Here is a 20,583-nt window from a genome sequence, read left to right on the forward strand (position 1 = left end):
GTTCCGGAAGGTCCGGATGCCGAGCGCGCCATCGAACGCTTCGCCCGTTCCGGCTGCGGCATCATCTTCACCACCTCTTTTGGCTTCATGGACCAGACTCTGGCGGTTGCCGCCAAGTTCCCCGACGTGAAATTCGAACACGCCACCGGCTACAAGACCGCGCCGAACGTGACCACCTACAACGCGCGCTTCTATGAAGGCCGCTACATCATCGGCCAGATCGCCGGCAAGATGTCGAAAACCGGTGTTGCCGGCTACATCGCCTCGTTCCCGATCCCGGAAGTGGTGATGGGCATCAACGGCTTTCTCACCGGCGCCCGTTCGGTCAATCCGGACTTCAAGCTCAAGGTGGTTTGGGTCAACAGCTGGTTTGACGCCGGCAAGGAAGCCGATGCTGCCAAGGCGCTGATCGACCAGGGAGTCGACATCATCACCCAGCACACCGATTCCACCGGTCCGATGCAGGTTGCCGAAGAACGCGGCATCAAGGCGTTCGGCCAGGCCTTCGACCAGATCAAAGCCGGTCCGACTGCTCAGTTGACTGCCATCGAAGACACCTGGGGCCCTTACTACGCGAAGCAGATCGCCAAGGCGATGGACGGCACCTGGAAGGGTGGCGAATCTTCCTGGGACGGCCTCAAGGACGGCATTCTCACCATGGCGGATTACACCAACGTGCCTGACGATGTGAAGGCGATGGCGGAAGCCACCGAAGCCGGCATCAAGGATGGTTCCATCCATCCTTTCACCGGCCCGATCAACAAGCAGGACGGAACCGTCTGGCTCAAGGATGGCGAAGTGTCTGACGATGGCACGCTGCTGGGCATGAACTTCTACGTCGAAGGCGTTGACGACAAGCTGCCGCAGTAAGCCGGCCTGAGCACACACACGTAATCAAACAAGGGGGCGGGCTCATTGTCCGCCCCTTTTTGTTGTCTGCCTGCGGGGGCTGCTATTCGGCGGGTGCGATGTACCTGGTGGCCGTGCGCGGCAGGAATCGGGAAGCAGGTGACAACAGCATGCGGATGATCCTGCGCCCGACCGGTTCCACATGCCGGTAAATCCACCAGCTCACCGCCAGTGACACCAGTATGGCAAGCCCGAACGCAGCCCATTTGCCGATCGCCGGCGCGGTGAGGTTGATCAGGATGTAGCCCGCATTCTGATGCAGCAGGTAGAGCGGATAGCTGATGCCGCCAAGCGCCAGCATCCAGGATCCGGCCCTGACATGGCGGCCGAGCGTCGCCGCCAGCAGGAACAGCGCGACGATACCGGCATTGGCCAGGGCAACCATGGCCGGAGTCGAGGCTTCGCCCAAGCGGGCAATGACGTCAAGCCGCTGCACTTCGGTGGCATGGAAGGTCATCATCAGCGCCAGGCCAGCCAGAAAAAGCCGCAAATTGCTGGCACCCAGCGACGAAATCCGCCAAACCATCGCGCCAAATGCGAAATAGGCGCCATACTCGGTAAGCAACAGCAGTTCCACCGGGCGTGATCCGACAACGATGTTGTTGGTGACTATGAACGCCATCCAGACAGCGACCGCAATATCGGTGTGACGCGGCAGGATTCCACAAAACAGGCCGATGATCACCCAGACGTAGAAAATCAGTTCAATGACGATGGACCAGTATGCTCCATCCATGAAGGATGCGCCGAACAACGGCGCCAGCATCGTCAGGTTTGCCAGCCATTGCGAGACGTCGGTGATGAAGGGTGGTTGCGCCCACCACGCCATGACCAGGAAGGTGATGGTCATGGCCACCAGGTGCGCCGGATACAACCGGGCCAGGCGGCTCACTGAAAACCCGTACCAGTCGCGCCCGGAAGCCGACCAGATAATCACAAATCCGGAGATCATGAAAAACAGATTGACGCCCAGATAGCCAAGCGTCAGGGCGTCCCCGGTCGCCCCGAAGGAATAGTCGAGGTATCCTCCTTCACGCGCCCCGCGATAAAGAAAGTGGTAAGCCGTCACCATCAAGGCCGCGCAAAAGCGCAAAAGGTCCAACAACCCGTTGCGATCGTTGCTCTGGTTCAACCGGCCCGTCAATTGATCATCTCGCACGTCGGTCTCCCCTCAAGTTGACCGCGATCATAGCCCGAATCAGAACGCCGGGTCTGATAACCCGGCGTTAAGCTTAAGCGTAAGGGTTAATGCGGATGGCGATCAGGTGGTGAGTCCCTGCTTGCGGACATCATCCCAGGCCGCATCGAGCGCCTTTCGGGCGCTGGCGATGAGCTCGTCGGTTTCCTCTTCGGTGATGACCAGCGGCGGCGATATGATCAGGCTGTCACGCACAGCGCGCATGACCAGGCCGTTCGAGAAGGAATGGTCGCGTGCAATTGTGCCGACCTTGCCGACATCGCCGAAGCGTTTGGTGAGGTCCTTCTTGTCGGGAACCAGTTCCAGCGCGCCGACCAGCCCCATCATCCGGGCTTCTCCGACCATCGGGTGATCGCCAAGCGCAAGCCAGCGCTTCTGGAAATAGGGGCCGATATGATCGCGGACGCGATCCACAAGCTTCTCGCTTTTCATGATCTTCAGATTGGCGATGGCTGCGGCACAGGCGGCCGGGTGACCTGAATAGGTGTAGCCGTGATAGAATTCGCCGCCTTTCTCATGCAGCGCTTCGGCAATACGGTCGGAGACGATGACGCCGCCCATCGGCAGATAGCCCGATGTCATCCCCTTGGCGATGGCCATCAGGTCCGGCGTGGTGCCGAAGGTGTTGGCGCCAAACCATTCGCCGGTTCGGCCAAAGCCGCAGATGACCTCGTCCGAGACAAACAGAATATCGCGTTCTTTCAGGATCCGGCTGACTTCAGGCCAATATGTCGCAGGTGGAATAATGACGCCACCCGCGCCCTGGATCGGTTCGGCGATGACGGCGCCGATCTTGTCTTCACCGAGTTCATCGATGGCGCGTTCCAGCTCGCGCGCCGCCCAAAGACCGAATTCATCCTCGCTCATGCCGGTCTGCATGCCTTCGCCGAACCAGTAGGGCTGGGCGATATGGTGAATGCCGGGAATCGGCAGGTCTCCCTGATGATGCATCCCGCCCATGCCGCCCAACGATGCGCCAGCGACGGTGGAGCCGTGATAGGCATTGTGGCGCGAAATGATGATCTTCTTGTCCGGTTTGCCTATCAGGTCCCAGTAGTAGCGAACAAGCCGGAAAATGGTGTCGTTGGCATCTGATCCGGAACCGCCATAAAACACCATGTTCATGTGTTCCGGCGCCAGTTCGGCAATCATTTCAGAGAGTTCGATGACCGGCGGGTGCGTGGTTTTGAAGAATGTGTTGTAGTAGGACAATTCGCTCATCTGGGCGCGGACGGCTTCCACGATCTCCTGCCGGCCGTGACCGACATTGACGCACCACAGGCCCGCCATACCATCCAGCATGCGATTGCCATCGGTATCCCAGATCCAGACCCCGTCCGCCCGCGAGATCACCCGCCGCTCGTCAACGCCCAGCGCCCCATGGTCGGTGAAAGGGTGAAGATGGTGTTTGTGATCGGAAACCTTGAGATCATGAGAAGACACATTGACACGCATTGAATTATTCCTGATTGGTTTTGACATGGCTGCAGGCAATTCGGTTTGACCTTTAACTGAGTGTGTGCACAATTTTTAAGTGCGGACAAGCGCCGCACGTTCCGCCTGATGCCGCTTGCGATCAAATGGATTCGTTTGCGTAATAATGTATATGCATTGGGTTCAAGTGCTCAAGCGCCAGCCAGGTTCTCCCGGACAAGGCTGGCATGACGGGTATGCAACTGAAAGTCCTGAAGGGGCATGGTGACACTATGCGCGAGAGCGCCGGCACGGAAAACAAGACGACGAACCTTCCCACCAACGACGAGGCAGAGCGGTTCCTGGCCGACAATCCCGATATCGAATCGGTCGATTTCCTGATTCCCGACATCAATGGCGTCATGCGCGGCAAATGGGGCCCAACCGAAGCCCTGTCCAAGGCAGGTTATCCCGGCATCAACATGCCGTTGTCGATCTTCGGGCTCGATATATGGGGCAGGGAGGTCGAGTCGACCGGAATTCATATCGAGACCGGAGATATCGACGGTTATTGCCGTGCCATCCCCGGTCGAATCAACCGTGCGCCCTGGGCGCCGCGCCCGTCGGCTCAGGTGCTGATGTCGATGTACACCGAAACCGGCGAGCCCTGCGAATACGATCCACGCAATGTTCTGCAAGGCATTGTCGATCGCTTCACCGCAAAGGGCCTTCGTCCGGTGACCGCGTTTGAGCTGGAGTTCTATCTGGTCGATCCGGCGGTGTTTCAGCGGTCCGGCCGCATGGGCAAGGATCGGGGACCGGGGCCGGATCAGCAGCAAATGTACTCGCTGTCCGAACTTCGCGGCCAAAGCGATCTGTTCGCCGAGATCCGCGCGGCTGCGGTTGCGCAGGGTCTGCCGATCGACACCATCATCAAGGAAGCCGCGCCGGGTCAGTTCGAGGTTAACCTGAAGCATCGGGATGATGCGATGGCTGCGGCAGACGACACCGTTCTGCTGCGCCGCCTGATCACCGAATCCGCCCATAAGCATGGGCTGCGCGCGACATTCATGGCCAAGCCGTTCCTGGAGTGGCCCGGCAACGGCATGCATGTCCACGCCAGTATTCTCGATATGGATGGAACCAACATTTTCGCCGGCGAAGCGGGAGATGTACGGCTTCAGCATGCCGCGGCCGGCCTTCTGGAAACACTGCGGGATACGTTGCTGCTCTATATTCCCGGATTCAACGGCTATCGCCGCTTGCAGCCCGGTTCCTATGCGCCGACCCGCATTGCCTGGGGGCGCAACAACCGGTCGGTGGTGGTGCGGGTTCCAGCTTCCGATGACAAGGCGCGGCGCCTTGAACATCGTATGTCTGGCGCCGACGCCAATCCGTATTTCGTTCTGGCCGGCGTGCTTGGCGGAATGCTCGAAGGCATCGAGAACGCAAAAATGCCGCCGCCGGCAGTGGAGGGCAACGCCTATAACGTGCCGCTGCCGCAACTGTCCGACGACATGGATGACGCTATCGAGGATTTCGAACGGTCCGATTTCATCCGCCGCCTGTTCGGACCGGAATTGCGCAAGATATTCGCGGAAATCAAGCGCGAGGAACTCAAGGCATTCGACAACGAAATCACCCCGCTGGAACGCTCGACCTATCTCTGAACAGGGATCCGGCGGGAGGTCAGCGGAATTAATGGTTCCTTCGGTTCAATCAGTTCTGATAAGCCCGGGTGCGAATTGACATAGGACAAAGACTGACCGTTCTACGCCGTGCGACCATATGCCAGACTTGGCGGATCTGATTTCCGGGTTGACGGGAGCGGCAATGTTTCGCATCTTGTTGGAGACACATAGGAAGAATACAATGGATTTTGAAGCGTTCTTCGAGGACAAGCTGGGTGGTCTGCATGAAGCCGGAAATTACCGGGTTTTTGCTGAAATCGAGCGCCATGCCGGCGGATTCCCCCGGGCAACCCGGTATCGCGCAGACGGTTCAACGCAGGACGTGACGGTCTGGTGTTCCAATGACTATCTGGGCATGGGCCAGAACCCGCTTGTCACCAGCGCCATGAAGGAAGCCATTGACCGCTGCGGCGCGGGCGCCGGCGGTACCCGCAATATTTCCGGGACGAATCACTATCATGTGCTGCTGGAACGCGAGCTTGCCGATCTGCATGGCAAGGAAGATGCGCTGATTTTTACCTCAGGCTATGTCTCCAACTGGGCAGCGCTTGGAACCCTGGCCGGCAAGATCCCCGGTCTTATCGTCTATTCCGATGCGCTCAATCATGCCTCGATGATCGAGGGCATTCGCCACTCGCGCTGCGAAAAGCGTGTGTTCAAGCACAATGATCCCGAGGATCTGCGCCGTTTGATGGCTCTGGATGATCCGGAGGCCCCCAAAATGGTGGCGTTCGAAAGTGTTTATTCCATGGACGGTGATATCGCCCCGATCGCAGCTCTTTGCGATGTGGCCGACGAATTTGGCGCGATGACCTATCTCGATGAAGTTCACGCCGTCGGGATGTATGGTCCGCGCGGTGGCGGCATTGCCGAACGCGAAGGCATCATGGATCGCCTGACAGTGATCGAAGGTACGCTGGGCAAGGCATTTGGCGTGATGGGTGGCTATATCACCGGAACCCGCGCGCTGTGTGATTTTGTCCGCAGCTTTGCCTCCGGCTTCATCTTTACAACAGCCCTGCCGCCATCGCTTGCCGCCGCCGCCGCCGCATCGATCCGCCATCTCAAGGCAAGTCAGCTTGAACGCCGTCGCCATCAGGATGCGGTCGCCAAGGTACGCAGGGCGCTAGATTCCCATGGCATTCCGCATATGCCCAATCCCAGTCACATCGTGCCGGTGATGGTCGGCAATGCCTCGAAATGCAAATGGATCTCCGATGTGCTGATGGATAACCATGGCATCTATGTGCAGCCGATCAATTACCCGACGGTTCCGGTCAAGACCGAGCGTCTTCGGATCACGCCGACACCGATGCATACGGATGGAGATATCGCGCATCTGGCTGGTGCGTTGAGCGAATTGTGGTCGCAGTGCGCTTTGGCTCGCGCGGTGGCATAGTGCATGGCGCGTTCAAACGTACTCGTTTGAACGATAACGTATATGCATCATTTCAAAGGTCGATGTAACATCCTCAAGATCCCGATCTTCGGGTAAATCACAAGCACAGCCGGTCAGGCATTCCTTGGCCGGCTTTTTTACGATGTGGGATCCGGGTTGGTTGGCTGTGGAGCAGGGAGCCTGCTCAGCCTGCCTGGTCGGCCTCCTCGCGAACCGGCGCGCAAAACAGCGTGTAAAGCGTTCCGATCACCGACGAGACTTCGTGATTGACGATCGAATAGTAGATCATTCGTCCCTCCCGTCTGGTGTCAACCAACCCGTCCAGACGCAGACGCGCCAGTTGCTGGGACACCGCGGCCTGAGGCATGGCGAGGATTTCCTCAAGTTCGGAGACAGATTTTTCGCCTTCAGACAAAATGCAAAGTATCATCAACCGCGTCTCGTGGCTCAGCGATTTCAGCAGGTCACTGGCCTTGCGAGCCTGATCCAAGAGCACGTTGAACTCATCCCGATCCATATCGGTTTTGATCTGAGGTAATGTCATTTTGGTTCGCCCGATGAATGAAATTCGTTATAGGGTGTTTGGATGGTCTCGAAAAGGGCATCATCGGCGCCCTTTTGAAAGTCACCTGCAGATGGCGGCGTTGAACGCGGACTCAGGCGACATCGACAACCGAAACCTAGCTGACTTGCGTTGCGTTTTGCAAGCTTCTGTATCCGTTCATCGGGTACGCCCATAGCTCCGGCAGTCGCCTTGATCAGGCTGAAAAACCCTTGCTCCCGACCGTACTCCGGTCCTACTCTGCAGGTGAAATCCGTTTTATGGGATCATCCCGCAGTCAGCGCGATGATTGGGAAAGTGGATTATCGGCAATTGCCCGGCTGATTTCGGGCACGGGAGATACCATGTCTGCACTGCATCGCATTTTGTTACTCATTGGTGTCCTTGTCATGTCGATGCCGGCGATCGCCCAGGATGGATCGCGCCGCATCGAGACAACCGAAAACGCGGATTACTTCGGATTCGATCTGCGCACGGTGCGGGATATCGGGCTTGATCAATGCGAGACCGCCTGTCTCGATGACCAGCAATGCAAGGCGTTTACCTACAACGTCAAAGCCGGATGGTGCTTTCTCAAATCCGACTACAACACCATCAATCCCTTTGTCGGCGCTGTTGCGGGCCGGGTGGTCAGCGGCGGTGAGCCCGATCTCGGCGCCGCGCCGGATCTGACGTTTGTTCCTGCATCACTCCTCGATGAAGCCCGCGCCTACCGGGAGCGGACGGTTGCGCGCACCGCCGGCGGGAGTGCTGACCAGTACATCCAGCTTGCGAAATCGGCTGGCGCACAGGGCGATATGGAAGGCCTGGTCCGCTTTTACGCCATGGCGATAGCCTCGGCCCCGGCGCGAAGCCCGTTATGGACCGAACTGTCCCGCGGAGCATTGGCCTATCCGGCCCAGGACGCAAAATTGCTCAGGAGCCTGCGCTCGGTGGCGATTTCTGCGTCGATCAATGCCTATCAAACATCGCGGACAGCCTCCGAACGTGCCAAATCGCTTGCCGTCATGGGTGAAGCGCTGGAGCGCGCACAAAACTGGCGTCCGGCGCTGTCGGCTTACCGGGCAAGTCTCAAGATCGCCGAAGTGCCTGCGCTGCGCGCGGCTTACGACGCATTGCGGGCCACGCGCGGTTTTCGGGTGGTGGACAACACGATCGACGCTGACAGCGAAACTCCGCGCATTTGCGTTCAATTCTCCGAAAATCTCGTCAAAGGTCAGGATTACTCCGGCTTCGTCAGCATCGACGGCGCCAATGACATAGCTATCGAAACCGATGCGCGGCAGATCTGCGTCAATGGACTCCGGCACGGCCAGCGCTATCGTCTGGTTCTGCGTCAGGGTCTTCCCTCGGCTGTCGATGAGGCGCTTGAAGCGCCGGTGGAACTGTCGCTTTACGTGCGCGATCGCGCGCCGGCAGCACGGTTTACCGGATCCAGTTTCGTGTTGCCCGCCAAATCGCGGCTCGGCATTCCGCTGATCAGCATCAATGCGCCGTCGGCGGACCTGAAACTCTTCCGGGTTGGGGACCGGGCGCTGTCGCGGATCATCACCGGGTCGGATTTCCTGCGTCAACTCGACAGCTATTCGCTTGAAACGATCGCGCGCGATGTCGGCGCGCCGGTCTGGGAAGGCGCGATCGATATTGCCAATGAACCCAATCGTGAAGTCATCACCAGCATACCGGTCGACACGTTGCTGCCCGAACGCCAGCCCGGCGTGTATGTGCTTAGCGCTGTGCCGTTTGGCGACAAGTCCGAAAGCTGGGATGCGCGGGCCACGCAATGGTTTGTCATTTCCGATATCGGGCTGACAACCTTTGCCGGTGAGGACGGGCTGTCGGTGTTTTTGCGCTCGCTGGAGACGGCCGAGCCGGTCGGCTCGGTCTCGCTGACACTGCTGGCGCGCAACAACGAGGTGCTCGGCCAAGCGGTGAGCGATGCCGACGGCCGCGCCACATTCCAGCCGGGCCTCATTCGCGGCCAATCCGGCCTCGCGCCGGCAGCGTTGCTGGCCAAGGGGCCGGACGGCGATTTTGTCTTTCTCGATCTCACCTCCGGCGGTTTTGATCTTTCGGACCGCGGTGTTGCCGGCCGGCCGTCTCCGGGCGGCGTCGACGTCATGGCCTGGACCGAACGGGGTATCTACCGCGCCGGCGAGACCGTCCATCTCGCAGCCCTTGCCCGGGACGGAAAGTCGGAAGCCCTGAGCGGCCTGCCGCTGACCATCATTCTGCAACGCCCCGACGGGGTGGAAGATCGGCGCGTGGTCTCGAGCGGCGAGGATCTGGGCGGCCATGCGCTGGCGTTTGATCTTCCCGGCAATGCCATGCAGGGCGCCTGGCGCGCCAGTCTGCATACCGATCCCAAGCGTCCGGCAATTGCCGAGGTTTCATTCCTGGTCGAGGACTTCCAGCCTGACCGGATCGAGATCGAGCTTAACGCAGGTGATGCCGTGGTGAGCCAAGACCGGCCGGCGGAAATTGTTGTCACAGGCCGGTACCTCTATGGCGCGCCCGCTGGCGGACTGGTGACCGAGGGCGAGATCCTGCTCAGCCGCAGCCGCACGCTTGATGCCTATCCGGGCTACGAGTTTGGTCTTGCTGACGAAGAGTTCGAGAATGCGCGGATTCCGCTCGACAATTTGTCAGCGCTTGATGAGACAGGCGAGGGCACCGTGGAGGTTCACCTCGGCGCCTTGCCCGTCACGACGCAATTCCTCAAGGCCGATGTCACCATTCGCGCATCGGAAGGCGGCGGACGTGCGGTTGAACGCGCAGTCGAGATGAAGGTTGCGGCCGACGGTCCGCACATCGGCATCAATCCGGATTTCGAGGACGGGCAGGTGTCCGAGAACAGCGAAGCCGGCTTCCGGATCATCGCCATTGACGCCGACGGCGGACGGATTGCCATGCCTGGGACAACGTGGTCGCTGATCCGCATCGAGCGGAATTATCAATGGTACCGGCAGGGCAATTCCTGGAACTATGAGGTCGTTGATTTCACGACTGAAATTGCTGATGGCCAAATAGATGTAAGCGCTGACGAACCTTCGAATGTTGCCGCCAATGTGGACTGGGGCCGCTACCGGCTTGATGTCATCGGCGCCGATGGCGCGGAAACCAGCGTGCTGTTCGATACAGGCTGGCATGTCGAGGCAAAGTCGATCGAAACTCCTGACGGGCTCGAGATCGCGTTCGACAAGGACCGCTACAAGGTGGGGGAGACCGCCCAGTTGCGGATTTCACCGCGCTTCGCGGGCCAGGCGCTGATCACGGTCGGTTCGGAACGGCTGATCGCGACTGCGACCGCATCTGTCGGCGATGAGGGCGCCACGATTGAATTGCCGGTCACGGAGGCATGGGGGCCGGGCGCCTATGTCACCGCCACGCTCTACCGGCCCGGCGATGAACAATCGCGCATGCCGGTGCGTGCTATCGGCGTCAAATGGCTTTCTGTCGATCCGGAAGCACGGCAGTTGTCCGTCAATCTCGATCTGCCGGAGCAGGTCAAGCCGCGCGGCGCGTTCACGGTTCCTGTGACGCTTGCCGGACTGACACCGGGCGAGAGCGCCTTTGTCACCGTATCGGCGGTCGACGTCGGCATTCTCAATCTGACCCGGCACACCGTTGCTGATCCAGAATCCTGGTATTTTGGTCAGCGCGCGCTCGGGTTTGAAATCCGCGACCTCTATGGCCGCTTGATCGATGGCTCGGCCGGCGTCACCGGGCGCATCCGCTCGGGCGGCGACGGGCCGATGATGCGCTCGCAAGGCAGTCCGCCACGCGAGAAGCTGGTTGCCTTTTTCGAAGGCCCGGTTCAGGTCGATGCGGATGGAAAGGCCAGCGTTACATTCGACATGCCGCAGTTCAATGGAACCGTCCGCGTCAACGCGGTCGCCTGGAGCAGCCGCGGCCTCGGACACGCAACCAGCGATGTGATCGTTCGCGATCCGGTGGTCATCACCGCCTCCCTGCCGCAATTTCTTGCGCCGGGAGACCGCTCCCAGGTGCTGGTCGAACTGGCCAACACCGACGGACCCGCCGGCAACTATGGCGTGGAGCTGTTGACAGCCTCCGGCCGTGTGAAAACCGGCGACGGAATGCGGCAAAGCATCGAGCTTGGCGCGGGTGATCGCGGCAGTCTGGTGATGCCGCTTGAGGGGCTTCAAACCGGGTCGGACACTCTCACCATTGCGCTCAACGGACCGGACGGGCTGGCGCTCGAACGCCAGGAACTCATCACCGTCCGGCCATCGGCCATGCCGGTCACCATAAAGCGGGTGATAAGCCTTGCTGGCGGCGGCGGGACCTTGCGGATTGACGGCGAACTGCTGGCTGACAGCCAGCTCGACGGCGCCTCCGTCACGGTTGGCGTCACCCGCAACGCGGCCTTCGATGTGGCCTCGCTGTTGATGGCGCTTGACCGTTATCCCTATGGTTGCGCCGAGCAAACCACCAGCCGGGCGCTGCCGCTGCTGTACCTGAGCGATCTTGGCGACACTTTTGGTGGAGACGACGCCGCTACGATCCGGGAGCGGATCGAAGCCGCAATCACAAGGCTTGTGGCCTATCAGTCGTCGTCGGGAAGTTTTGGCCTGTGGGGACCGGGATCGGGCGATCTCTGGCTCGATGCCTATGTCACCGACTTCCTGACCAGGGCTGCCGAAAAGGGCTTTTCGGTTCCGCCGGTTGCCAGCCGCCTGGCGCTCGACAACCTTCACAATACACTCGCCTACACCACCGATGTGAGTGCGCAAGGCAGCAGCATTGCCTATGCGCTCTATGTGCTGGCGCGCAACCGCAAGGCCGCGGCAACCGATCTTCGGTATTATTCCGACAGCCAGATCGAAGCTTTCGCACACCCCCTGGCACGGGCCCAGATAGGTGCCGCGCTCTCGCTTTATGGTGATCCGCAGCGGGCTGAAGAAAGCTTCCGCTCGGCCTTTGCCCACGCTCGCTCCACTGCCATGCTGATTGACGGGCGCGATGATTATGGATCGAGCCTGCGCGATGGCGCGGCGATGCTGGCCCTGGCTGCGGAATCAACCCCCACGCCGGGTATCGTGCCGGAGCTGATCCGTTTTGTCAGCCAGGCCAAGACCGCGCGGAAATCCACCAGCACCCAGGAAGACGCTTGGATGGTGCTGGCGGCGCGGGCGATCACCGCCGGTAACCGGTCGATTTCGGTCAATGTCAATGGACAGGCATTCGCCGGAGCCTACGAGACGCGGCTGAGTGGCGAAGAGATCGGCGCCAACCCGTTGACCATCGTCAATCAGGGAACCGATCCCGTCGATGCGGTGGTGACAACGATCGCAGCGCCTTCGCAGCCGTTAAGTGCCGGAGGAACTGGATTTTCGATCAACCGCAGCTATTTCACGCTGGACGGCCAGCCGGCGTCAATCTCGTCGGTCAGCCAGAATCAACGCTTTGTCGTGGTCTTGCAGATGCGCGAATCCAATGCCTGGACCTCACGCGTGGTCGTTACCGATCTGTTGCCGGCGGGATTTGTCATCGACAATCCGCACCTTGTCGGCAGCGCGGAGCTGAGCAATTTCGCCTGGCTTGGGGAGACTTCCGCCAGTCATGCCGAATTCCGCGCCGACCGGTTCATGGCCGCATTTGACAGATCAGGGTCTTCGAACCGCGATTTTGTTGCCGCTTACGTGGTGCGCGCGGTGACGCCAGGGATCTATGCGCATCCGGCGGCAGTGGTCGAGGACATGTATCGGCCGGAACTTGCCGCGCGCACCGCGGCAGGAGTGCTTGAGGTGCTTGGCAGACCATGAACCCGCTGCGCGACAGGGGATTGTTACATCCGGTCGCACTCGGCGGAGCGCTCTGTGTGGTGGTGATCGGTTTTGGGCTTTTTGCCTTGGACCGCGCCGACAAGGCTTTCCCGCCGCCGCTTGAAGCCGCCTCACAGATGTCGCGAGAGGTGCTCGATCGTGATGGGCGCCTGCTCAGGGCCTACACTGCATCCAATGGCGTCTGGCGTCTGCCGGTCAGGCTTGATGAGGTCGATCCCGATTACATCAAGATGCTTCTGGCCTATGAGGACCGGCGGTTTCGCAGCCACCATGGCGTTGATCCGGTGGCGCTGGTGCGCGCTGCATTTCAGTTTGTCAGCAATGGCGGCCGGATCGTCTCCGGCGGGTCGACGATCAGCATGCAACTGGCGCGGTTGATCGAGCCGAGATCACAGCGCTCCCTGACCAGCAAGCTTCGTCAGATGGCGCGTGCGCTGCAACTGGAGCGGCGGTTGAGCAAGGATCAAATCCTCTCGCTCTATCTGACGCTCGCACCCTATGGCGGCAATCTGGAAGGGGTGCGGGCGGCAAGTCTGGCCTGGTTCGGCCGGGAGCCGAAAAAGCTCTCCCTGTCGCAGGCGGCTCTTCTGGTGGCATTGCCGCAATCGCCGGAATCCCGGCGTCCGGACCGAAGGCATGACGAGGCGCGGATGGCCCGCGACCGGGTGCTCGGCAGGATGCGGGATGCGGGGTTGATTCCGGCGAGCGAGATCGCCCGGGCATCGGCTGCCGCGGTTCCGTCTCGCCGTCTGGGGATGCCGGATCTTGCCGCTCACCTGGCCGACCTGGCGATCCGCACGCATCCTCAAACCGACACCGTCCGGTTGACTGTCGACGGCGCTATTCAAGGCCGCCTTGAACACTTGGCCAGCGAGACCGCCGCGCGGCTTGGGCCCAAACAGTCTCTCGCCATGGTGCTGGCGGATGGCCGGACCGGAGAGCTTCTCGCATCCGTTGGGTCGCCCGGCCACCTCGATGCTGCGCGTTCGGGCGCCATCGACATGACCCGCGCCGTGCGCTCGCCGGGCTCGACACTCAAGCCGTTCATCTATGGCCTTGCCTTCGAGGATGCCATTGTCGCCGCCGAAACACTGATCGACGATACGCCCGCGGATTTTGCCGGTTACCGGCCCCGGAATTTCGACCTCGACTATATGGGGGAAATCAGCATCCGCCAGGCGCTGCAATTCTCACTCAATGTGCCCGCAGTACGACTTCTCGAAGCTGTCGGTCCGCAACGATTGCTGGCGCGGCTGAGGCGTGGCGGTATCAAACTGCAATTGCCTCCGGGCGGCGCGCCCGGCCTTGCGATAGGCCTCGGCGGTGCAGGCGTGAGCCTCCGTGATCTGGTGCAACTCTACACAGCGTTCGTCAACGATGGTGTCGCGCTCCAACTCGGTGACGGCACGGAAATCGAGCCGGTGTCGCACTTCGAGCATCCGGTGATCCAGGCGCAAGCGGGTTGGCGTGTTGCCGACATCCTGTCAGGCGTGGAGGCGCCGCAAGGCGCGCCGCGAATTCCCATCGCCTACAAGACCGGGACATCCTACGGATACCGTGACGCCTGGGCCATCGGCTTTGACGGCCGCTATGTGCTTGGCGTCTGGGTCGGTCGACCTGATGCGTCGCCTGTCCCCGGATTGTCGGGGATTGCCACCGCCGCGCCTTTGCTGTTCGAGGCCTTCGTCCGCACCGGTCTCGACCGGGTTGATTTCCCGCCCGCACCCTATGGCTTGATCGAACCCTCCCGTGGCGAACTGCCGTTTGCACTCAGAAAATACAAAGCCGGTGACGAGACGGCGACGGCCTCAGCAGGAGGAGCGCTGCCGCCGCGCATCGTTTACCCGCCGCAGGGCGCACGCGTCGCGCTCGGATCGGGCGGTTCAGGCCGGATGATGCCGCTGGTGATCAAATTGCAGGGAGGGGTCGCGCCCTACCGGCTGATAGCAAACGGCCTGCCCATGCCGAAGCCAACGCGGCGACGGGTGTTGAACTGGAACCCGGACAGCGCGGGGGCATCAACCCTGACCGTCATGGATGCCGAGGGGCGAGCCGCCAGCGTGAGTGTGTTTATCGACACGAACTGACAATTTCCGATTTTACGGCGTGCCGCTTGTCAGCCCACCGGGGTGGTTCATCGCGGAGAAAATCAGTTCGCGCAGACGTATAGCGATCGCACTGATGGTCGTGGCCTTGTGTGAGACCAGGAAATAGGGGCTGACTGTGATCTTCTCGTCCGGATTCACGGCGACCAGTTCAGCAGAATGGTTGTCCGACGCCAGAAGTGCGGCGACCTGGCGCGGGATCGGCGCAATCGCATCCGAGGACGCCAGATAGGCAATCATCATCAGCATCGAGGTCGTGTTGACGATGTCTCTCGGCAAGGCCACGCCGGAAGATGCGAACACGCCCTCGACCGCCTGCCGCAGCGGCGTGTGCGGGGCCTGGGTAATCCATTCGAAGCTGGCGAGACTTGCAAGGGACGCCGAAACCTGATGCGCCAGCGGATGTCCGGCGCGCATCAGGAAACAGATATCCTCGTGCCGGCCGCGCCGCACATCCAAGTTGTGTTTATCATAGCCCGGCGGAATCCGCGAGAGAACGAAATCATACTCGCCCCGGAACAGGCCCTCGACGAGCTGATCGCTCGGCGCCACATCGACATGAATGTCCGCGCCCGTGGCGGTCTTCTTCAGTTGCTGGATCGCCGGCACCACGAATGCCACGGCGCCATCGGTAATGGAGCCGACCCGGGCGGTCCCGGCGAGACCTTCGCTCAGCGAGCGGATTTCCATCAGCGTCTGATCGAGGCCGTTCAGGAGATTGGATCCGTTGCGGATCAGGGTCAGGCCGACATTGGTGGGTGTCATGCCCTTGGGATGACGGTCAAACACAGTGCCGCCGACCACGCGCTCGATACCGGCTAGCATGCGCGACGCGGCCGGCTGCGATATCGAAAGCTGCTCTGCCGCCAGCGCCAATTGACCGGTCTCATGGATCGCGTCGATGAGCCTGAAATCCTTGATTTGAAGTTCACGCGAGGCCTTTTTCATCTTTGAGTTATCAAAAATGTTATGGAGATTGTCAATTTATTCATTTGAAAATCATGCCAGGTACCTCTTAACTTGCGCCGGGTCCATCGGGATTCCAATGCCGGTAGATACAACCGCCGAGGCGCGCGCGTTTGCCTGGCGTCGTATCGGGAGAACTTGATGGGAAACTTGTATGAGGCAAAGCCGGATCTTCCGGCTTGACGTCATCGCCGCGGTATTTGTCTGCGCGTTCATCAAGCGACTGGTGTTGCTTGCGGCAATGATTTTCGATGTAAACAACAAGAACAAGCAGAGCTGATCCATAAAGGAAAGCTGACTGTCTTCGACCACCGGAAAGGCTTTGGAGTTAAAATGACCTTTACACCAGCAAAATGGCCACGGAAACTGCGCTCTCAGGAATGGTTTGGCGGAACCGGCCGCGACCAGATCTACCATCGCGGATGGATGAAGAACCAGGGCTTCCCCCACGACATGTTTGACGGCCGTCCGGTGATCGGCATTCTCAACACGTGGTCGGAACTCACGCCGTGCAACGCTCACCTGCGTGATCTGGCCGAACGCGTGAAAAACGGCGTCTATGAAGCCGGCGGTTTTCCCGTGGAAGTGCCGGTGTTTTCAGCTTCCGAAGCCACATTCCGTCCGACAGCGATGATGTTTAGAAATCTCGCCGCGCTGGCGGTCGAAGAGGCCATTCGCGGTCAACCGATGGATGGATGCGTGCTCATGGTCGGTTGTGACAAGACCACGCCGAGCCTGCTGATGGGAGCAGCCTCGACCGATTTGCCTTCGATCGTGGTGACCGGCGGACCGATGTTGAACGGCTATTTCCGTGGCGAACGCGTCGGATCAGGCACCCATCTGTGGAAATTCTCCGAAGCGGTCAAGGCCGGTGAGATGACGGCGGAGGACTTCCTCGAAGCCGAAGCCTCGATGTCGCGCTCGGCGGGATCGTGCAACACCATGGGCACGGCTTCCACCATGGCGTCGATGGCCGAAGCCCTGGGCATGGCCTTGTCCGGCAATGCTGCGATTCCGGCGGTCGACAGCCGCCGCCGCGTGATGGCGCAAATGTCGGGCCGCCGTATCGTGCAAATGGTAAAGGACGATCTCAAACCGTCCGACGTCATGACCAAGCCGGCCTTCGAGAATGCCATCCGCACCAATGGTGCAATCGGCGGCTCGACCAATGCCGTCATCCATCTGCTCGCAATGGCCGGTCGTGTCGGCGTCGACCTGACGCTGGATGACTGGGACCGCTGCGGCCGCGATGTCGCGACCATCGTCAATCTGATGCCGTCGGGCAAATATCTCATGGAAGAGTTTTTCTATGCGGGCGGTCTTCCGGTCGTCATCAAGCGGTTGGGTGAGGCAGGGCTGCTGCACAAGGATGCGCTGACGGTCTCAGGCGAGACGATGTGGGACCAGGTCAAGGACGTGGTCAATCACAATGAAGACGTCATCCTGCCGGTTGAAAAAGCACTGACGGCGCAGGGCGGAATCGCGGTTCTGCGCGGCAACCTTGCGCCCAAGGGCGCGGTGATCAAGCCCTCGGCGGCGTCCGGGCATTTCCTGAAGCATCGTGGCCGTGCGGTCGTGTTCGAGGACATCGACGACTACAAGGCCAAGATCAATGACGATGCGCTCGACATCGACGAGACCTGCGTGATGGTGCTCAAGAATTGTGGCCCCAAAGGCTATCCCGGCATGGCCGAGGTCGGCAACATGGGGCTGCCGCCAAAGGTTCTGAAAAAGGGCATTACCGACATGGTCCGGATTTCCGACGCCCGCATGTCGGGCACCGCTTATGGCACTGTGGTGCTGCACACGGCGCCGGAAGCCGCGGACGGCGGGCCTTTGGCCGTTGTCCGCAACGGTGATTTCATCGAACTCGATGTCGTCGCCCGCAGCATCCGGCTCGACATTTCCGACGAGGAACTGGCGGCGCGACTGAACGAGTGGACACCGACCATCGAAAAGCCGGCGTCAGGCTATGCCTGGCTGCACCACGCCCACACCCAGGGTGCGGATACCGGTGCCGATCTCGACTTTCTGGTCGGGTGCCGCGGTGCGCCGGTCGGGAAGGATTCGCACTGATGCGATTGAAGATAGCGCTTGCCGGGATCGGAAAAATCGCCCGCGATCAGCATATTCCGGCGATCGCTGCGGCTGTAGACTGGGACCTTGCGGCAACGGTATCGCGGCACGCGACGCACGATGGTGTTGAGGCTTATGTTGATCTCGCCGCCATGCTGGAGGCCCGGCCCGATATTGGCGTCGTCTCCCTGTGCATGCCGCCGGTTCCCCGGTTTGAGTACGCGAAGGCCGCCATTCAGGCCGGACGCCATGTAATGCTGGAAAAGCCGCCTGGCGCAACGCTGTCCGAATGCCGGACGCTCGAATCAATGGCGCGCAAAGCCGGCGTCTCGGTCTATGCCACGTGGCATTCCCGGGAAGCAGCGATGGTTTCTGCCGCAAAAGCCTGGCTCGTGGGCAAGGCGCTGCGCCGTCTGGTGGTGACCTGGAAGGAGGACGTGCGCAAATGGCATCCGGGCCAGACATGGATCTGGAAGGCCGGCGGTCTCGGCGTCTTCGATCCGGGCATCAACGCGCTGTCCATCCTCACCGAAATCCTGTCCGACCCGGTTCATCTGACGACGTCTGAACTGTTCATTCCCGAGAACTGCGAAACGCCGATCGCCGCCACCATGACCTTTGCGCATCCCCATGGCGCCGAGGTCAGCGCTGAATTCGATTTCCGCAAGGAAGGCGACCAGTTCTGGAACATTGCGATCGAAACCGATCAAGGCAACCTGGTGCTGTGCGAAGGCGGTGCAACGCTCGCCATTGACGGCAAGACACAAAGCGCCGCTACCAAAAAGAACGCACTTACCGGCGAGTATCCGCGGCTCTACGCCAAAATGGCTGGACTGGTGCGGGCAGGGGGCATCGACATGGACCTGTCGCCGTTGATGCATGTCGCAGATGCATTTCTGCTGGGCAGGCGGGTAACGGTCGAGCCCTTTATCGAGTGACCACTGCGAGGATTTCCTGGTAGATCCGTCCGTCGTCGGGGACCCGGGCTGGCTCAGTGGGAAAATCGCTGCCTTTGATCAATCATGACAACAGCCGGTGTGGACTTCGCGCCGCAAAGGTGATTTTCAGGGAGGGTGGAGCAATCGCCAGCGATTGCGTCCGTCACCAATTCAAGCTGATGTGCGGAGCGGACCAAGGCGCCGCCTGTTGCAGCTTGCCGTCATTGCCTTGAAATGAGGCAAACCGGCAGATCCCCGGATTTGCCGGCAACCTGAATTTTTGAAATGGGAATACAAGACATGATGACCGGAAAGCACCTGATCGCTGGAAACTGGATCGACGGAGACAGCACTTTCAGCTCCCAGCCGGTGAATGGTCCGGCGACCGACTTTGCCCAGGGTACCAGCGCCCATATAGATTCGGCCGTACAAGCTGCGGAAGAGGCATTCTGGAGCTACGGCTATTCAAGCGCTGAAACGCGTGCCGCGTTTCTCAACGCCATCGCCGATGAGATCGAGGCACGCGGCGAGGCACTGACTGCGACCGGGACCGCGGAAACCGGCCTGCCGGAAGCACGGTTGAATGGCGAACGCGGGCGCACCACCGGGCAATTGCGTCTGTTTGCATCGCATATTCTCGATGGCGCCTATCTTGACCGCCGCCACGATGTGGCGCTACCCGATCGTGCGCCGTTGCCGCGCCCCGACATCAAGATGGTGGAGCGGCCGATGGGTCCTGTGGGCGTGTTCGGCGCTTCAAACTTCCCGCTGGCGTTCTCGACCGCCGGTGGCGATACCGCATCGGCACTTGCCGCCGGCTGTCCGGTGGTGGTCAAGGGCCATCCCGCCCATCCGGGAACCGCCGAGATCGTCGCCCAGGCAATCGAAGCGGCGATCAGTAAATGCGGTGTTCATCCCGGCGTGTTTTCCCTGGTCCAGTCCAACAGCCGCGAAGCCGGCGAAGCGTTGGTCACCCATCCGCTGATCCAGGCTGTCGGATTTACCGGATCGCTCGGTGCCGGCAGGGCGCTGTTTGACCTGTGCGCCAAGCGGCCGACGCCGATCCCGTTCTACGGCGAGCTCGGGTCGATCAACCCGATGTTCCTGATGCCGCATGCCCTGAGCGCCCGTGGCACAGGGATCGCGCAGGGCTGGGCAGCGTCCTTGACCATGGGCGCGGGACAGTTCTGCACCAATCCGGGCGTCGTCATCGCGCTGAAGGGCGGCGATGCACGGGCTTTTGCCGAAGCTGCCAGCGCCGCCCTGGCGGGAGTCAATGCGCAAACCATGCTGACCGACGGCATTGCTTCAGCCTACAGGTCCGGAGGCGATACCGTTGCTACCACCGCCGGCGTGGAAGAGTTGCTCGCAGCTTCGTGTGAAGGACGCAATGCGCTGCCGTATCTGTTCCGGGTCTCGGGCAAGGACTGGCGCGACTCTCGTGTGCTGGCCGAAGAGGTGTTTGGTCCGCTCGGAATCATCATCGAGGCCGCTGACTTCGACGAAATGAAAGCTA

The 20,583-nt window shown here is 60.7% G+C and carries 13 protein-coding genes; 9 read left to right on the forward strand and 4 right to left on the reverse strand.

What is annotated here, in order from left to right; translation table 11 throughout:
- On the forward strand, nucleotides 1-870 hold an 870-nt coding region (locus ABJN75_RS20530), incomplete at its 5' end, for a BMP family ABC transporter substrate-binding protein (RefSeq protein ID WP_348441461.1).
- An 82-nt stretch (nucleotides 871-952) separates the two neighbouring features.
- Here ABJN75_RS20530 and ABJN75_RS20535 read toward each other — a convergent pair.
- Both ABJN75_RS20535 and ABJN75_RS20540 read right to left on the reverse strand, forming a co-directional pair.
- Nucleotides 953-2,068, reverse strand: a complete 1,116-nt coding sequence (locus tag ABJN75_RS20535) for an acyltransferase (RefSeq protein ID WP_348441462.1) — start codon at nucleotides 2,066-2,068, stop codon at nucleotides 953-955.
- A gap of 102 nt (nucleotides 2,069-2,170) precedes the next feature.
- On the reverse strand, nucleotides 2,171-3,562 hold the full coding sequence (locus ABJN75_RS20540; RefSeq protein WP_348441463.1) for an aspartate aminotransferase family protein: 1,392 nt from the start codon (nucleotides 3,560-3,562) through the stop codon (nucleotides 2,171-2,173).
- Between the two features lie 206 nt (nucleotides 3,563-3,768).
- Here ABJN75_RS20540 and ABJN75_RS20545 point away from each other — a divergent pair, with 206 nt between their 5' ends.
- A complete protein-coding gene (locus ABJN75_RS20545; RefSeq protein ID WP_348441465.1) occupies nucleotides 3,769-5,190 on the forward strand; it encodes a glutamine synthetase family protein in 1,422 nt (473 codons plus the stop codon).
- 202 nt (nucleotides 5,191-5,392) lie between these two features.
- Complete coding sequence (hemA, locus tag ABJN75_RS20550) at nucleotides 5,393-6,610, forward strand: 5-aminolevulinate synthase (RefSeq protein ID WP_348441466.1); 1,218 nt, start codon at nucleotides 5,393-5,395, stop codon at nucleotides 6,608-6,610.
- Nucleotides 6,611-6,794: 184 nt separating this feature from the next.
- Here the strand turns inward: hemA and ABJN75_RS20555 are convergent, their stop codons facing one another.
- Entirely contained in the window at nucleotides 6,795-7,154 is a 360-nt protein-coding gene (locus ABJN75_RS20555; RefSeq protein ID WP_348441467.1) for a metalloregulator ArsR/SmtB family transcription factor, read from the reverse strand.
- 362 nt (nucleotides 7,155-7,516) lie between these two features.
- Here ABJN75_RS20555 and ABJN75_RS20560 point away from each other — a divergent pair, with 362 nt between their 5' ends.
- Entirely contained in the window at nucleotides 7,517-12,961 is a 5,445-nt protein-coding gene (locus ABJN75_RS20560; protein WP_348441468.1) for an alpha-2-macroglobulin family protein, read from the forward strand.
- On the forward strand, nucleotides 12,958-15,069 hold the full coding sequence (pbpC, locus tag ABJN75_RS20565) for a penicillin-binding protein 1C (protein WP_348441469.1): 2,112 nt from the start codon (nucleotides 12,958-12,960) through the stop codon (nucleotides 15,067-15,069). The genes ABJN75_RS20560 and pbpC overlap by 4 nt, the downstream gene beginning before the upstream one ends.
- Before the next feature lie 12 nt (nucleotides 15,070-15,081).
- Here pbpC and ABJN75_RS20570 read toward each other — a convergent pair whose 3' ends face one another.
- Nucleotides 15,082-16,035, reverse strand: coding sequence for a LysR family transcriptional regulator (locus tag ABJN75_RS20570; RefSeq protein WP_348441470.1), 954 nt, complete (start codon nucleotides 16,033-16,035; stop codon nucleotides 15,082-15,084).
- Nucleotides 16,036-16,207: 172 nt separating this feature from the next.
- Here ABJN75_RS20570 and ABJN75_RS20575 point away from each other — a divergent pair, with 172 nt between their 5' ends.
- The 4 genes from ABJN75_RS20575 to ABJN75_RS20590 all read left to right on the forward strand — a co-directional run.
- Nucleotides 16,208-16,333 carry a hypothetical protein gene (locus ABJN75_RS20575; protein ID WP_348441471.1) on the forward strand — a complete coding sequence of 42 codons (126 nt, stop codon included), beginning with the start codon at nucleotides 16,208-16,210 and terminating at the stop codon, nucleotides 16,331-16,333.
- Between the two features lie 53 nt (nucleotides 16,334-16,386).
- On the forward strand, nucleotides 16,387-18,129 hold the full coding sequence (gene araD, locus ABJN75_RS20580) for an L-arabinonate dehydratase (protein ID WP_348441472.1): 1,743 nt from the start codon (nucleotides 16,387-16,389) through the stop codon (nucleotides 18,127-18,129).
- Nucleotides 18,126-19,067, forward strand: coding sequence for a Gfo/Idh/MocA family oxidoreductase (locus tag ABJN75_RS20585; RefSeq protein ID WP_348441474.1), 942 nt, complete (start codon nucleotides 18,126-18,128; stop codon nucleotides 19,065-19,067). The genes araD and ABJN75_RS20585 overlap by 4 nt, the downstream gene beginning before the upstream one ends.
- 300 nt (nucleotides 19,068-19,367) lie before the next feature.
- Nucleotides 19,368-20,583 (forward strand): aldehyde dehydrogenase (NADP(+)) (locus ABJN75_RS20590; protein ID WP_348441473.1); only part of this gene is annotated, 1,216 nt, incomplete at its 3' end.

It is taken from the genome of Hoeflea sp., assembly GCF_039975035.1.
Taxonomy (GTDB): Bacteria; Pseudomonadota; Alphaproteobacteria; order Rhizobiales; family Rhizobiaceae; genus Hoeflea.

Bases quoted from the DNA above. Each gene is read 5' to 3' on its own strand.
- ABJN75_RS20540 (WP_348441463.1), bottom strand. From the start codon at position 3,562: ATGCGTGTCAATGTGTCTTCTCATGATCTCAAGGTTTCCGATCACAAA.
- ABJN75_RS20545 (WP_348441465.1), top strand. From the start codon at position 3,769: ATGACGGGTATGCAACTGAAAGTCCTGAAGGGGCATGGTGACACTATG.
- hemA (WP_348441466.1), top strand. From the start codon at position 5,393: ATGGATTTTGAAGCGTTCTTCGAGGACAAGCTGGGTGGTCTGCATGAA.
- ABJN75_RS20555 (WP_348441467.1), bottom strand. From the start codon at position 7,154: ATGACATTACCTCAGATCAAAACCGATATGGATCGGGATGAGTTCAAC.
- ABJN75_RS20560 (WP_348441468.1), top strand. From the start codon at position 7,517: ATGTCTGCACTGCATCGCATTTTGTTACTCATTGGTGTCCTTGTCATG.
- pbpC (WP_348441469.1), top strand. From the start codon at position 12,958: ATGAACCCGCTGCGCGACAGGGGATTGTTACATCCGGTCGCACTCGGC.
- ABJN75_RS20570 (WP_348441470.1), bottom strand. From the start codon at position 16,035: ATGAAAAAGGCCTCGCGTGAACTTCAAATCAAGGATTTCAGGCTCATC.
- ABJN75_RS20575 (WP_348441471.1), top strand. From the start codon at position 16,208: ATGAGGCAAAGCCGGATCTTCCGGCTTGACGTCATCGCCGCGGTATTT.
- araD (WP_348441472.1), top strand. From the start codon at position 16,387: ATGACCTTTACACCAGCAAAATGGCCACGGAAACTGCGCTCTCAGGAA.